Raw genomic sequence first — 15,670 nt, 5'->3', positions numbered from 1 at the left:
AGCAAATCTATATGTTGTATGCCAAATGCTTGACAGGGCCATTATATTGTGGTTTAGTGCTTGCGTTAAAGAAAAAGCTCCAAGGTTGCGGCAACAACACTTGGAGCTTTCCCAACATGGTAAGGTTGGGCTTGATTAGAGGTTTCGGTAATCTTCTAGGTAACTGATACCATACCGACAGCCAATACTCAAGAGATTCGGTTTCCGGAAAAGAGGTGGTTAGGGTGGCCGGTAAAAAGGGTGAAGTCACTTCTTCAAAGGTGGCGTCGAAGGCTGGTAAGCTTCTTTCAAATCCGAAGACGCCAGCGTCTGTCAAATCTGTTGCTGCTTCTGCACTTACCCAAGCAGCCAACAAGCCCAAGAAGGGCGGTAAGAAGTAAGTACATGTAGTGGTTAATGTTAATGGCCCACTGGCATATAGCTGGTGGGCTATTTTTGTATTTATATGACGGACCTTATATCCCATGCAGGAAAAAACTCTTTTGCGCTTGCTCGAAAGTGTAAAACATGAAGGCGAGTTTATCCTTGTTAATGTAGGTGTCAATAGAGTATTTTAATTGCCGCAGCATTAGGCGCTGCTCCGCAGGGGTTCCGCTTGTCTAGCGTGAATTAAAAGGCCAATTCACACTAGGCAATCGGGATAAGGAAAAGCATGTAGTCCGGATTGGCAACACCTCTAAAACACCATTTCTGCTGCAAATTTGTATCAATATTTGCGTCAGGATTTTGTAAGTAATTGTTTTTATGTATAAACAAGAGGATGTGTAGTCCTCTTGTGGATATAAATTGAAATAATGGCATGTATTAGCTTGTTCGAAATCAAGAAATTGTCGATGTTTCTTTTGGGTTGATAGTGTTTCTGGATGAAAAGGGCTGTTAATTGGAAGGAAAGTCCTGTGAAAAGGCAGAAAATGCGCATTAGAACGCCAAATGTATTATGGGTATCTGGTGTATTGCTTGTCTCGGGCTTAGTGGCTGGGCATATATTTGCAGTGATTTTAGGTGGAGTGGTTTTTATAGCAATTTTGGCTATGACTATAATTTTCAATATTTTTAATTCTAAATAGGTGTATGTATATATTTATTTGTGTAAGCATTCCTTTTATTAAGTATGGGGTATAAGATGAGTCAAATTGAACGAGCTATGTATTTCAAAACAAAAATAGAAGAAGCAATTCACTTAAAAAGGCTTGGGAGTTACGATGATGCCATTGCAATATATAAGCATCTAATTGATATTGATCCTCATGTTCCACAGGTTGCTGAAGGTATTGCAAAGGTTTTCGCTGTCATTGGTAAATATAAAGATGCACACCAGTGCTTTGGATTTGCATCACACCTATATAAAACTATAGGCGATGAAGAGAAAGCTATACTTTGTAATTATGCTAGCGGGCTTTTCTTGAATCCGGATTAAAATAGTGATGAATTCAAAGAAGTGGTTCAGGGCTTTCGTAAGACTGAAACAATTAATGAAGAGGAAAAAAAGATAGCAGATGGTGAATTTTTAAAATCAATAACAACAAAGACAAAAGATGAGTTGCGCGTATATTTTGAAAAAAAATATGAATATTATAAAAATAAATCGAAATGTACATTTGGTTTTGGACCCGAAGGCTCTTGTGAGTTTATAGGTGCATTCTTTCTGGCAGATTTTGACGAAACTACAAGGGAAAGCATTGAAAAAATTATTATTGAAGTATTTAACGGAAATATTACTCCTTTAGACTTCAGCAATCAGATGGACAATATAGTTACCAATAGTAAAATAAGATATGATACGTGGAGTTCGGCATTTAGGTTTATCAAGTCAGGAACTGGTGTATGGATAGATAGTCATGCGTGTGCCATTATGGCAAATACCATAACAGGAAAAGATTTAAATAATAAAATAAATTCGAATAATGATAATAAAAATATAAATACGAAAAATGAAAATGACGAATGCTTTATTGCAACAGCCGCATTTGGTGATTTCAATAATGAATACGTTGTCAAGTTTAGAAAATATAGAGACCGTGTCTTAGTTAATAGATTGCTTGGTCGGATATTTATATATTCATACTACAAGGTAAGCCCACCCTTTGCCAGAATTATTGGCAAGCATGAATTCCTCAAGAATTTCACTCGTAAAATACTTTTAAAGATTTCACAACATTTATCGTGAAGAAATAATTAAGCCATCGCCTTGTGTGAAGCGCAATCCACAAATGCGGTCCTTTATGTGTATTAGGAGAATCTAGGTTGTTCGAGCAGTGCCAAAATCTGCGTGATTACCCGCTATAATTTTGTTTTTGCTTGTTTTCTTGAGGATAGGTAATCCTCTTGTTCAAAGGGACTCGTGGTAGGTCCTGAAAGTTTTAATAGATTAGTACAAGAGGAAACCCCCCGGCTTTGCCGGGGGACCTTAAAAGTTTGACATTTGCGGGAGTATGATTAACTCCGTCATTACGGTTCTAAGTTTTTGACTTTGCGATTGCGTTAAAGCCCCTTTGAGGGGCTAGCAATCGGCTAAAGCCCCCAGTTTGACTGGGGGATACTTACAGAGAGTTTTGTCTTTATCAAGGAAGGATTGATCCAGCAAACAAGTTGTCCGAGTATCTGGATAGGCTAAAAATTGGAGTCGTAAAGATGGAAATCACTACAGATATGACAATTGCAGCGTATGGATATGCTAAAACTGTATTAAATGGGGATGTTGCGCTCAAGGACGCCTTAAACGAATTGGAAGAAAAGTATGGTATGAATAGAGGGTCTGCTAACGATTATATTTATAATCTTAGGCATATGTTGAAAGGAGAACGCTATACTAGGACCAATAATTCTGAAGCAACTGAGTATTTTCTACAAAATATACTTTTTGACTTTGGGGAAGAGGCCTTTGTTAATGCACTTATGTCAGTTGATAAGCACATTGAATATTATAAGAAGGCTGGCAATAGTAAACTTCCTGGGATAAGAAAAATCTATAAAAAATACTTGTCTTTGTCAAAAATTGTTCTAATGGAGAGCCACTCCTGGAAAATTGAAAGCCTTAACTCGGCTTGTAAGGTGCTCGACAAGTCTGCATTTAGGTACAATGGTACTGGTATACCAATTGAGATAAGGCCATTTTTTATTTATGGCCAAATGTCACCACCTGATAGCAGGCCGGTGACGCTTTTGTATGCAGGCCAAACGTATGATGCCCATATAGAGATTGACAATCAGCCGACACCGCGTACTCGCCTCTTTTGGCGAGCAGACTTTGAAAGCCTACTCAAGCAAACCTTCCCACAGCATCACAATCTTTATTCACAAGACCAACAACCTGATTCCGATATTATTTTGAGATTTGAGAGAGTAGCAGGGTTCGAAAGATACCAAGTATCGTTTGCTTGTGAAGTGTCGGAGGACACAGCTTTAGGTGATATCCAGTCTGAAGAGTTAGAGGAGAAAGGACCACAGCGAGAGGGCGCTATAAAAGAATACTTTGGCAAGCGATATGAACGTAATTCTGTTAACCGTAAGGAGGCCATTAGGATACATGGTCTTACCTGTAATGCCTGTGGATTCAATTTCGAGAAGGTATATGGGGCCAGAGGAGCGGATTTCATAGAAGTCCATCACCTAAAGCCAATCCACACTTTCGAGGAAGAACAACAGGTTGATCCCAAAACCGACCTCACCACTGTATGTTCCAACTGCCATAGGATGATCCATAGAGATCCTGACAATGTTCTCAGTTTAGAAGCCTTGAAAATAATCCTTTCTAGTTCCAGGCTGGCTGCCAGTGAGTGAGGAACCATCTCGATATATAACTCCTGCTGTTTCCGGGTGCGTCTTCTGTCCTAGGGAGATAACGGGCAGAATAGTTGCCTCCTGTGGGACAGTGTTTGCCATAGAAGACAAATATCCAGCATCGCCAGGCCATCTGCTCATCATCCCCTATAGGCACACAGAAGACTATTTCTCGCTTACCACACAGGAGAGACAACATGCAGAAGAACTTCTACGTACTCTTAAGAACAAGATTGAGCAAGAAGACCATTCGGTTGATGGCTATAACGTAGGTGTGAACTGCGGAGAAGTAGCTGGCCAGACCGTTATGCATGCCCATATTCACCTGATACCGAGACACCAAGGGGATACACCTGATCCTAGAGGTGGGGTTCGGGGATGTGTTCCTGCAAAGATGCGATATTGAAAAATTAGTCCTCCCATTACTAAGAGGGCGCCAGAATGAAATAGGAGGATGATGTCATGGCTACACAAGTATTTGCTTTTGCAAAGATTGTCGAGAAGTCAGAACGACACAAGGTGTATAAGGAAATAAAAAAGGGAAAATCTCGATTTGGGATGTGGGAACAAACTAAGTCCTTGAGGGAAGAATATCACGGAAAGAATGGTTTTCTTTTACGAATTAAAGAAGGAGATTGGATTGTCCATGTAAATATGCCTGACTATGGGAAATGTGTAGCTGTCCAAGCGGTAGGTGGTTATGATTTTGATGATGGGATTCAGTGTTCTTGGGGAACTGATTTTTGCAATTACATTCCTGTTGATATTTATTCCATTGTTGAGTTCGACAGGAATGATCCTAACGTAATTACCTCTGTGAACCTTGCTCCGATGAGAAGAGGTCAGCGCATACTAGAAGTCAGTGATTTTCTTCAAAGTATTAATAATCTTAAAAACAATATTCATTCTGATAATAAAGAAGAATTAAAAGGACTAATCCACCTCAAGGAAAAAATTTCACAAAGACTTTTGCCGGAGGTAACCAAATATATACATAAAATGAATAAGAGCAAGGAATTTGAAAGGTTTCTCAAAAGAATTTTTGACGGAATGCCAAATACGGTATCCGTAGCAAATGGCTTCGGTTGGGGTACTGATTATGGGGCTGATCTTATAATTGACTTTAAAAATCCCATAATTGGTATAAATTTGACCTCTAAAATAGTTGTACAAGTTAAATCGTATATTGGAGATCATAATGATTTAAATGCTGTTGATCAAATAGTAGATGGAATCCAAAAGTACCAAGCTGATGGAGGTCTCCTAATCACAACAGGGAATAAGACGGAGAAATTAGAAGACTATCTTCAAAAAAGATCTGAGGAAATTGGGAAAACTATAGATTTAATTGCTGGACCAGATGTTGCGAAGTTTGTCATTCGCTATGCCCCTGATGTCCTCATAGGCAATAATTGAGAACGATAATTTCCTTGGAATGGGGAGATGAATCCAGGGCTTGAACAAGGAAATTGTTAAGGCCGGATATGCCTGGTGGTATAGGAAATATTTAGACGATGTTTTTCTTAGCCACCTGGAGGCAGGAGCTAGGGTAACAGGTAAGGGAGGGGGCTATGAGTATATCAAAACCCCGTACCCCCTTGGGAGTGGAGGCGAGGCAAGACAGGACAAGCGGTCTTTTGATAAGTGGCAAGTAAATCCTTCTACTGGTGACCGAGAGTGTGGAATGAGGAGATATTGTAAGGAGTTATCCTCTCGTAGAGAGGCTTTGTTTTACTTACAAGGGGATGTGGCTTGAGCGGATTGGGTGGTAATGGAGATGGTGTGCTGTGTGAGGCGATATGCAGATAGCTTTCTGATGTCTAGCTAACTGCAATAAAAGTTTGCCCTTAGAGGTAAGTATAAATGAATCCTATCATAGAATTTAATGGTGGAAAGAATGTTTTTATTGCAGGTGAAATAGTAAAAATAAAGATAGTTCAAAGTGATGGTAACGATACTGTTAATCTAAATATATCAAAAGTAGGAGAAAAGAATCCAAGTTTTAAATATGGAGCATCTGCTAATATTTCTGACGGTAACGCTTTTGTGAATATCAAAACCGAAAACTTCGAACAAGGTTTTTATGAAATAAAACATATTTCTTCATTATTAAATGCAAATTATGGACCTGAAAATCTAATAAACTATTTCTCTGAAGAAAATTTTATAAGATTTCCATTTAAGATCTTGCCAGTTCCCATGTTAACGGGTGGAGTTGAAGATGTATTGGGTCAGTTAATTAAAGTTGAAAATGATTTAGAGCAAGATTTTTTAAAAGGTATATATCTTACCCAACCTAGTAAAAAGTCTTTTACCGTTTTTGTGTTTTTGAATGGTGTTATTATTTCAAGAAAAATGAGGTTTGAACAGTTTGAAATTTTACCGTTTAGGGGTAAGGGTGATAAAGAACTAATAGGTTTAGTCAATGAATTTTTATCTGAATGCACTAGCTTGAAAATATCCTTTAATTATAGTGAAGAACTTAAAGATACAATATCAAATGATAACCCATTCTGTGTAGTCCATTTTCCTTACATTTTCTGTAACGACGAACAAGAAGCATATAAATATACAGTAGAAGAGTCAAGTATATTGTCAGAGGTCATATCAGCTCATAGAGGAAGCCTTGCAAGCGTCGTGAGCACAATCATATATGACAACGAACTTAAAACCTCATCCATGTTTACTGTAAGAACTCCTTATCGAGGCAATCTACTTAGAGGGGAAATTGCAGGAGAAGACCCTTTTTCTATTGAATCCATTCTAAGAGGAATAAAGGGTAATAGCTTGAAAAGGTATTTTCTCTCTATATACAAAGAAGCTGTATCGGAAAGAAACATTGATTTTGCTTATTTGAGATATTGGCAACTACTAGAAACCATAGCTGAAACAAAGAAATTTCAAACTGATGAGATACTGCATGATTTTAATGGAAGGCCTATTAGTCACCCAGACGGATCAGAGGTTAGATTGAATACCTCTCGGTCCAAGGTTTATGAATTAATAAAACAACATAGAATAGGGGAGAAACCTTTATGTCCTCCTCAATCCCTAAATGATCAGACTGTAACTCCCACTAATCTGGATTTGTGGACATTAGTTAAGCTTTGGCTTTCCATGAGAAATGCTGCTGGACATTTTGGTGGTTTTGTATATGGAGATAAATTTCTAAAAGAAAACTTCAGAGATTATTCTAGTTGCAAAAAATTATTTCTTGCTCAAGGTAATAACAAGTACGGATATATTTTCGATTATCTTAAGAATACATCTTGGTTGATTTTAAGGAATGAGTTGAGTGCTCCATAATGATTATAAGCTCTGGGAAAATATGATCGCTATACAGTGTACACAAAAGATCCTGAAGGAAGTAGGGCAGGAGTTCCAAGGAGCTATTATTCCAACAGTGCCCTTAGGTTGCTGGCACGCAAACCTGCTTATCCTCGATAGGCGAAAGTGCGTTCTCTTCACCAACGATAAAACCCGTTATTCCTTCCTGGTTCCTGGTCTTAAAAAGCCTGATTTTAAAATGCTTGATGAGATATTCCGCCAGGGCCTATTCAGAAATCTGATTCGTGATGGATTTTCTCAAGAGGCCATTGAGAAGGTGCTTGATGAGATTAGAGAAGTCGTCTTTACCAGGACCAGTAGTAGAAGTGTGCTTGGTACTATGAACGATATGGCTAATATCATCAAGTGGACTGTTCTTGATGAAGGTGGGATGCTTAACGTTGATGTCGTTGAAATGAACTCGAAACTGAACAGAATGCCGCTTGGTCCACTTGATTATAAATTTGCTATCGACCAGGTGCGGGAAGCTCTGGCTTAGGTCTGATCTGTAGAAAAAAGGACAGGATAGGAAAGGGGAGTTGCCATTTGGTAACTCCTCTATTTTTTAGAGGGTCTCTAGCTGTTGGGTTGCGATTTAGTAAACCAAATTGAGGAATTATAAATGATGAAGTTACCCTTTCGGGTAGTGCTACAAGAGGATTACTACCGACTATTAGAAAGTTTGACAGGTGGCATATGGAGGGGCAAAATAGCGTCAATGTTTGCGTCATGTGCTCGCAACCTGTTGTTTTTGCATGCGGATAAGAGGATATGGAGTCCTCTTGAGTAAAAACCAAGTGCAAAGCCCCCCCTCATCTCATGAATTACTAGTAACCCTATTTTCCTGGATAGATAGCTATGAATTTGCTAATATTCCTCGGTTGGGTTGTTTGAAATGGCGTATTAGGCACTAAGGGAGGATGCGTGATGGGGGTTCATAATGGTGCTGATATCTATCAGAGGGAGGCAATTGATTGTACAGAAGGACCTCTTCTTATAATTGCAGGACCTGGTTCTGGTAAAACTTTTACACTAGTTGAGAGAATTGTTGGCCTCATTAAGGACAAGGGAGTAAGTCCTGAGTCTCTATTGGTGGTGACATTCACTGATAAGGCAGCACGTGAGCTGACAACCCGTGTATCAAACAGACTCAATCAGCTTAATATTAAATTCAACCTCAACGAAATGTACCTCGGTACGTTCCACTCAATCTGCCTTAGGCTCCTTGAGGAACATAGAGAATTTACCCGCCTTAGGCGTAACTTTTCCCTTTTAGACCAATTCGATCAGCAGTACTTCCTTTACCAGCATATCTTTGATTATCGAGCGATACCTGATCATGAAATGGTACTTGGCGGTGTCCGCTCTCCATGGGCGCAGTCAGAATCATTGATGAAGTGGGTTAACAAGATTGCTGAAGAGGCTTTGGATGCTGACGTTCTGGCTAAGGCTCCAGAGACCCAGGTCAGGACACTTGCGGCATGTTTTGAGCTTTATCAGCACCAGCTCTATGAGGCCAATGCCCTTGATTTTTCGGGCATCCAGTATGAGGCGTTGAGACTCTTGCAGGATCATCCTCATATCCTGGAGAAGCTAAGGGCGAAGATTAGCTACATGATGGTAGATGAGTACCAGGACACCAATACCATCCAGGAGCGTATCCTGAAGCTGCTGACCAACGATCGAAAGAATCTGTGTGTCGTCGGTGATGATGACCAGGGCTTGTACCGGTTCAGGGGAGCAACGATTAGGAATATTCTGGAGTTCCCCAGCCTCTTTTCTGAAGGTGAATGTAAGCGTGTAACCCTTACTACAAACTATCGTTCACATCCCGACATCATCAGTTTCTACAATGATTGGATGCAGGAGCAGGACTGGACGCAGGGGGGAAGACTTTCAGGTTTGAGAAGATCATAGGGCCAAGAGCTGGAGACTTCCCCGCTGTGCCGAGCGTTATCAAAGTGGCGGCTCCGATAGGAGGAAACTGGCATGCCGAGACACTTGCTTTCCTGCATAAGCTGAAAGACTCCGGGAGGCTAACCGACTGGAACCAAATAGCCTTCTTGTTCAGGTCTGTAAAGAATGAGGCTGTGGTTGCCTTGGCTGAGTACCTGGAAGAGCACGACATCCCAGTCTATAGCCCTCGCAGTAACATATTTTTTGACCGTGAAGAGATCAGGTTGCTGATAGGAGCGCTGATCTTCCTCTTCCCACAATTCCCAGAGGTAAGAAAGTGGGCAGATGATGCCAAGCTGGAAATATGGGACTACTACGATAATTCCTGCTTCAGAGTGTTTATCGAGGAGCTTAGAAAGCCGGAGAATGAACGCCTGTTGAAGTGGGCTAGACCAATTGCAAAGCAGCACCTCACCTTGGCTCATAATGCAGACTATTCGTTTTCAGGGCTGTTCTATCAATTATTGCAGTTCCCTCTTTTTAGCAAGTATGTGTCGGAAGAAGCGATAGTGGGCATAGATAAAGGACGGGCCGGTCGCAACCTCGCCATGTTCTCTACCATGCTGGCAAAGTTTGAGTACCTGCATCATGTCACCGTCCTGAACCCGACCTACCTGGAGAAGAATATCAAGGACCTGTTCAACAGCTTCTTTAGATTCCTCAAGGAAGGTGGGATAGATGAGTATGAGGATGAGAGCGAGTACGCGCCGAGCGGTTGCATTTCTTTCCTGACAGTGCATCAGTCTAAGGGGTTGGAGTTTCCTGTAGTTGTTGTGGGGTCTTTAGGGGCTGTTCCCAGAAAGCAATACACCGAGCTTGATGAGATACTGGAGCATAACTATCTTTCCAAACCTCCCTTCGAGCCGTTGGAATATACCAAATATTATGACTTCAGGAGGTTATTCTATACGGCCTTTTCGAGAGCGCAGAACCTTTTGGCAATGACCTGCCAGGTGAAGCATGGGCATGGCAGAACCCCCTCGAAGTATTTTGAGGAGATATTGCACCCCCTCCCAAACTGGTATGATCCAGCCTTCCAGCCTGAGCAGATGAGTTTTGAGCTGGTGAAGGAAATCAACCTGAAGAGGGAATACTCCTTCACCTCCCATATTACAGTCTTTGAGAACTGCGCGGAACAGTACCGGTTCTTCAAAGATCTAGAGTTTATGCCGATCAGGGTAAGCCCGATGCTGTTCGGTACGTTAGTCCACCAAACCATTGAGGATATTCATAGGACAGCACTTAGGGGAGAGCAGGAGAAGATTACCCCTGACCAGATAGCAGTGTGGTTTGATGTCAACTACAACCTGATAGCGAAGAAGGAAAGGGTATATCTGGCTCCCTCGACACAGAAAGCGGCTCTTGCTCATGTGCTGAGGTATTACGAGAGGGAGAAGGCGCACTTTGATAGGCTCCGTGAGGCGGAGGTAGGGATCTCCCTGGTGAAAGATGCCTATATCCTGAAGGGGAATGTTGACCTGATCCGGGGTGAAGGTGAGACGGTGGAGATCATCGACTTCAAGACGGAGAAGAAGCTTGATCTTGACCGGGACAGGGAGAAATTGAAGAGGTATCAGCGGCAGCTTGAGGTGTATGCCCACCTTGTAGAGGAGAGGACGGGGCAGAAGGTTAGCAAGATGCACCTTTATTATACCGGCGAGGATGGGGGGAACCCCTATGTGACCTTCACGAAGGATGACAAGACCATAGGCAAGACTATTGCTGAGTTTGATAGGATTGTTGATCGAATTGAGCGCAAGGATTACAGGATGAAATCACGGCCTAACAAAATGTGTCCTGACTGTGATATTAGGGCATACTGCGATAACAAGAACTGGAAGTTTCGGGAGGATATATGAGTCAGCAGGGACTAGGCTTAGAGGCGAAGAACAATAGCAATAATGTGGGTGAGTATAAGTTTGAGCCTATCAAGGGCTATCCCATGCTGAGCTGGCGTGGGAAGCGTCCTTTTACTTCTACTCAGTTCTACCCTGCGCAGAAGAAGGAAGTATATGGGGAAGAAGTCAACGGGTGGCTGAATAAGGTTTTCTGGGGTGACAACCTACAGGTAATGAGCCATCTGTTGAAGGAGTACCGGGGCAAGGTTGATCTTGTGTATATAGACCCACCTTTTGATTCAAAGGCTGAGTATAAAAAAACAATAACATTGAAGGGCAAAACTTCATCGTCGGACACTACAGTGTTTGAAGAAAAACAGTACGCCGACATCTGGAGTAATGATGAATATTTACAATTTATGTATGAAAGATTAGTTTTGATAAAGGAAATGATGTCTGAAAAAGGCTCTATCTTGCTTCATTGTGATTGGCACAAGGCACACCAACTAAGGTGTATGCTAGACGAAATATTTGGTCAATCTGCATTTGTTAATGAAATTATATGGCACTACCGTAAATGGACGGTAAAATCTAGGAACTTTCAAAGGAATCATGACACAATATACTGGTACTCAAAATCTAAGGCATCAGAACGTACTTTTAATATGGTGGAAGTTCAGGAGGCATCAGAAGGTACCCTTAAAAGATGGAAGGGCATGAAGCAGAAAGCTGTCTTTGATGAAGAAGGAAACCGACTTGCAACATCTGTTGATGAAGAGTCAACAGGTGCTCCACTCGCAGATGTCTGGCAAATATCCATTATAAACCCTGCTGCTATAGAGCGACTCGACTACCCAACTCAAAAACCCGAACAACTTATTGAGCGCATCATAAACCATTGCTCGAATGAGGGAGAACTTGTATTTGATTGTTTTATGGGTTCTGGTACCACTCAAGCAGTTGCAATGAAGACAGGCAGGCGTTTCATTGGGGCAGATATAAATTTGGGAGCGATCCAGACTACTACCAAGAGGCTTGTATCAGTTGCCAAGGAACTGAGCCGACAGGCCATTGATGGCACTGACGTTAAATATACCGGCTTTGAGGTCTACAACGTTAACAACTACGATGTGTTCCGCAATCCAGTTGAGGCAAAGGAGCTGCTGCTTGATGCTCTAGAGATTCAAAAGCTGGAAATGAACAGCGTCTATGATGGGGAGAAGGACGGGCGCATGGTAAAGGTGATGCCGGTCAACAGGATAGCAACCCGTGCTGATCTCACCGAGCTGATAGCAGGTTTTGACTATAAGGCGTTTGAGGCTAGGAAAATGGAGAAACCCAACCAGCCGGTTGAAAAGATACTCCTTGTCTGTATGGGGCATGAGCCGGACCTGAAGGCGCACTTACAGAAGGAGGTGCCCTTTACTCTTGACGTTGAAATAGTGGATATCCTGCGGGACAAGGCCAACCTGGAATTTAAGAGGGACTCAGAGGCGAAGGTGGTCATCAAAGGGGGGGGCTTGGTTATAGAGAAGTTCTACCCCATGAACTTGCTGCAAAAGCTCAGTATGCAAAGGGAGGCTGTCACTGACTGGAAAGAGCTGGTAGAGAGTGTCATGGTTGATTGGAACTATGACGGAGCCATCCTGCAACCCTCTGTTGTCGATATTCCTAGTAAAAATGAAATGGTGATCGGGAGCTATAAGGTGCCAGCTGATGCAGGGACTATCAGGGTGAAGATTACTGATCTTCTGTCGGAGTCTCTGGAATTGGAGATTGCCAATGGCTAGGGCTAAGGTAGTCGATGCAAGCTTGGAGTTTGCTTTTTTTCACTATTTGTTCCAGTTCTACAGGAGCAAGAAAAGTGAAATTCGCAAACATTATCGCGACCTCTCCAAGAAGTTCTTAGACTTCAATGACCCCGAGCACAACCCCAAGGCGTTCCTGAGACAGCCACAGTTTGAAGCCTTAGAGATATACATCTTTCTTAAAGAGTTTCTTGGAAATGCCCCGGTGCAGGACATTTTTAAGGACTGGCACGAAAAGAAGAACCGGTTTGCGGAACGTGGAGAGGGGGGGATAGTAGGCTTTACTGCTCAGGGGAATTTGTTCGACAAGATCACGGAGGACCAGTACAAGGCTGTCTTTGCCAGCATGCGCAAGAACGCAAGGATGTACCCTAACTACATCTTTGCTCTTACTATGGGTACCGGTAAGACCATCCTGATGGCAACCTGCATCTTTTACGAGTTCATCCTTGCAAACAAGTGGCCGAAAGATAAGCACTATTGTCACAATGCGCTGGTCTTCGCTCCAGACAAGACAGTGCTCTACTCCTTGAAGGAGATTCAATCATTCGATATGAGGAAGGTTGTTCCTCCTGAGTATGTCAACTTTCTTACCTCCCATATTCAGTTTCATTACCTCGAAGACGCCGGCACCTCCCTTTCCGTGCTTGACCGCTCACGCTTTAATGTGATCGTATCCAACACCCAGAAGATCATCCTCAAGAAGCAGCACAAGGAAAAATCCGCAGCCGATAAGCTGTTCGGATCAGGCAAGCCGACCTATAAAGCAGGTTCTGTTTATGACCAGGCTGCTGATCTGTATGACTTTGACCAACCAGAAGATGAAGGTGAACTGACCACCAACCAGAGGTTTGAGAAGCTGACCCGGCTTGAGCAGTTGGGCATCTATGTTGATGAGGCTCATCATGCTTTCGGCAAGGTACTAGCTAAAGATATGGGTATTGGCGCACAGTCAAATACCAGCCTGAGAACCACCATTGATATGCTAGCCGCAAGCCTGGAGAAAGCAGGGACCCATGTCGTTGCATGCTACAACTACACAGGCACTCCCTACGTTGGTAAAGATGTATTGCCTGAAGTCGTGTATGCCTACGGACTACAGGAGGCTATCAATAAGGGGTATCTCAAAAAGGTTAAGTTGCATGGGTATTCCAGTACCAAAACTGACGATTTTGTTCAGATAGCCGTTGATGACTTTCTGAAAGCAACTGAGGGGCTTAAGCCAGAGGGTATGACACCTAAGTTCGCTTTCTTTGGTGCAACCATCGAAGAAATTACCTCTGAGCTTAGGCCAGCTGTAGAAAGAGCGCTCTCGAAGCACGGGATTCCGGCATCAAGAATACTGGTGAACGTTGGTGACGATAAGCTTACTACTAACGATGACATAAGGGAGTTCAACAGGCTTGATAGCGTCAGTTCGGATAAGCAGTTTATCTTACTTGTAAACAAGGGCCGGGAGGGATGGAACTGCCGCTCTCTCTTTGGGGTTGCCCTTTTCCGCGAACCAAAATCAAAGGTATTTGTGCTTCAGGCTACCATGCGCTGCTTACGCTCAGTAGGCGATGTACAGTACACCGGGCAAGTCTACTTGACCAACGATAACCTGGGCATTCTGAATGATGAGTTGCAGCAAAACTTCCGTATCACAACTAGCGAACTTGAGAGTAAGGGGACAGGTAAAGAGCCAGTACAAGTTAGGGTGCTCAAGCAGGAGAAGATAACCCTCAAGAGAATCAAAAAATCGTATAGCCTCACAGAGAAGGAACTACAGGAAGGGATTGCTCTTCTGCCGGAGCGTGATGATAAACAAAAATGGCATGAGCTAACGGAGAAGTATTTACTTATCCATACTATCCAAGAGGGTCTAAGCCCAGGCAAGGCCAGTACCGCACCAAGCAAGACAGAAGACTTGACCGAGCGAAGACAGAAGGTGACTTTCAGTGAACTCTCCTTGGTTGCCGAGATTTCAAGGTATCTCAATAGAAGCCCTCTGGAGATTGATGACCTCCTGAACCGCACAAAGGAAAAGACAGAGGGACTAATTACCCTTGTAAATGACTTCAATGAACTCCTTTACGATGTCATCATCCCCCGGCTTTTCAACGAGCTATACAACCTTGATCCGATTGATGAGGTGATAGAGCACGAAGTCGAACTCATCAAAGCACCACCCATGGAGAAGGGATATTACGAGTCTTCTGGAAAGCCAGATTTGATCGTCAGGGAATCAGATGCTGCGGTACAAAAGTACAAGGAAAAAAGCTTCCACCTCGACACCTACTGTTTCGATTCTAGCCCAGAAAAGACTCTCTTTTGGGATTTGCTCATGGAGGGTAAGGTTACCAAGGTTTACTTTACTGGGATGCTAACCCATGGGCAGTCTGACTTTTATATTCAGTATATAGACCCTGAATCTCACACCGTAAGGAGCTATTACCCTGACTTCCTCTTGCAGAAAGAGGACGGGAGTTACGTGATCGTAGAAGTTAAGGGCGACAACATGATTGACGATCCCATCGTTCAAGCCAAGAAGGAATTTGCTCGCCAGATAGCAACAGCAAGCGGAATGGAGTATCAAATTATTAAAGGAAGTGCTGCCAGCGAGAGGCAGTATAGGATCTTGTTATGATTGCAAAATAGAGTCCTTACGTAAGAAGTTGAGATTACAGATGAAAAGTGCTAAGTTTTTTTACCACAATTTTTACCACAAATTAGACAAAAACCACTAGAAATTGGCATATGAGTAAATAGGTGGGAGTCCTCTAACTAGCCGATAACACTACGCATGTAGAAGCCTTATGTGAAAGATTTTCGGACGCGGGTTCGATTCCCGCCACCTCCACCAATTAGAAAAAGGGTGATCCCATTCGGGGTCACCCTTTTTTACTGATGAGACGGGAATCGAAGCGCAGCGAGCGCAGCCAGTGGCTGAAAAGCGGCCAGGGAGGGCCGCGTCAGCGA

General features: G+C 42.7%; 12 protein-coding genes and 1 pseudogene. 12 read left to right on the top strand and 1 reads right to left on the bottom strand.

Features of this window, described 5'->3' with window-relative positions:
• Positions 1-7: 7 nt before the first annotated feature.
• Positions 8-466: a hypothetical protein gene (locus A6070_RS15560; protein WP_158514041.1), complete on the bottom strand. Its 459-nt coding sequence runs from the start codon at positions 464-466 to the stop codon at positions 8-10.
• Positions 467-896: 430 nt separating this feature from the next.
• Between A6070_RS15560 and A6070_RS15555 the strand changes: the two genes are divergently transcribed.
• From A6070_RS15555 to A6070_RS07835, 12 genes and pseudogenes are all read left to right on the top strand, one after another.
• Positions 897-1,067: a hypothetical protein gene (locus A6070_RS15555; RefSeq protein WP_158514040.1), complete on the top strand. Its 171-nt coding sequence runs from the start codon at positions 897-899 to the stop codon at positions 1,065-1,067.
• 56 nt (positions 1,068-1,123) lie between these two features.
• Complete coding sequence (locus A6070_RS07875; RefSeq protein ID WP_072287795.1) at positions 1,124-1,417, top strand: hypothetical protein; 294 nt, start codon at positions 1,124-1,126, stop codon at positions 1,415-1,417.
• A 21-nt stretch (positions 1,418-1,438) separates the two neighbouring features.
• Positions 1,439-2,167, top strand: a complete 729-nt coding sequence (locus tag A6070_RS07870; protein WP_072287794.1) for a CFI-box-CTERM domain-containing protein — start codon at positions 1,439-1,441, stop codon at positions 2,165-2,167.
• Between the two features lie 464 nt (positions 2,168-2,631).
• Entirely contained in the window at positions 2,632-3,780 is a 1,149-nt protein-coding gene (locus tag A6070_RS07865) for an HNH endonuclease (protein WP_083558869.1), read from the top strand.
• Positions 3,773-4,186 (top strand): HIT family protein, encoded by a 414-nt coding sequence (locus A6070_RS07860; protein WP_268807499.1) that lies wholly within the window; start codon positions 3,773-3,775, stop codon positions 4,184-4,186. The genes A6070_RS07865 and A6070_RS07860 overlap by 8 nt, the downstream gene beginning before the upstream one ends.
• Positions 4,187-4,242: 56 nt before the next feature.
• Positions 4,243-5,196 carry a restriction endonuclease gene (locus tag A6070_RS07855; protein ID WP_072287792.1) on the top strand — a complete coding sequence of 318 codons (954 nt, stop codon included), beginning with the start codon at positions 4,243-4,245 and terminating at the stop codon, positions 5,194-5,196.
• A 40-nt stretch (positions 5,197-5,236) separates the two neighbouring features.
• Complete coding sequence (locus A6070_RS15370; RefSeq protein ID WP_145926448.1) at positions 5,237-5,536, top strand: beta/alpha barrel domain-containing protein; 300 nt, start codon at positions 5,237-5,239, stop codon at positions 5,534-5,536.
• Positions 5,537-5,643: 107 nt separating this feature from the next.
• Positions 5,644-7,086 (top strand): methylamine utilization protein MauJ, encoded by a 1,443-nt coding sequence (gene mauJ / locus A6070_RS15365; protein ID WP_072287791.1) that lies wholly within the window; start codon positions 5,644-5,646, stop codon positions 7,084-7,086.
• Positions 7,076-7,606, top strand: a complete 531-nt coding sequence (locus A6070_RS07850) for a DUF6933 domain-containing protein (RefSeq protein ID WP_083558825.1) — start codon at positions 7,076-7,078, stop codon at positions 7,604-7,606. The genes mauJ and A6070_RS07850 overlap by 11 nt, the downstream gene beginning before the upstream one ends.
• 428 nt (positions 7,607-8,034) lie before the next feature.
• Positions 8,035-10,922 (top strand): annotated as a pseudogene (locus A6070_RS07845) (ATP-dependent helicase).
• A complete protein-coding gene (locus A6070_RS07840; protein ID WP_072287789.1) occupies positions 10,919-12,691 on the top strand; it encodes a site-specific DNA-methyltransferase in 1,773 nt (590 codons plus the stop codon). The pseudogene A6070_RS07845 and the gene A6070_RS07840 overlap by 4 nt, the downstream one beginning before the upstream one ends.
• Positions 12,684-15,338 carry a TnsA endonuclease N-terminal domain-containing protein gene (locus A6070_RS07835; protein ID WP_072287788.1) on the top strand — a complete coding sequence of 885 codons (2,655 nt, stop codon included), beginning with the start codon at positions 12,684-12,686 and terminating at the stop codon, positions 15,336-15,338. Before A6070_RS07840 ends, A6070_RS07835 begins: the two co-directional genes overlap by 8 nt.
• Positions 15,339-15,670 lie beyond the last annotated feature (332 nt).

Source organism: Syntrophotalea acetylenica (assembly GCF_001888165.1).
GTDB lineage: Bacteria > Desulfobacterota > Desulfuromonadia > Desulfuromonadales > Syntrophotaleaceae > Syntrophotalea > Syntrophotalea acetylenica.
The sequence above is the reverse complement of the archived record's forward strand: the minus strand, read 5'-3'. Positions and strand labels throughout refer to the sequence as shown.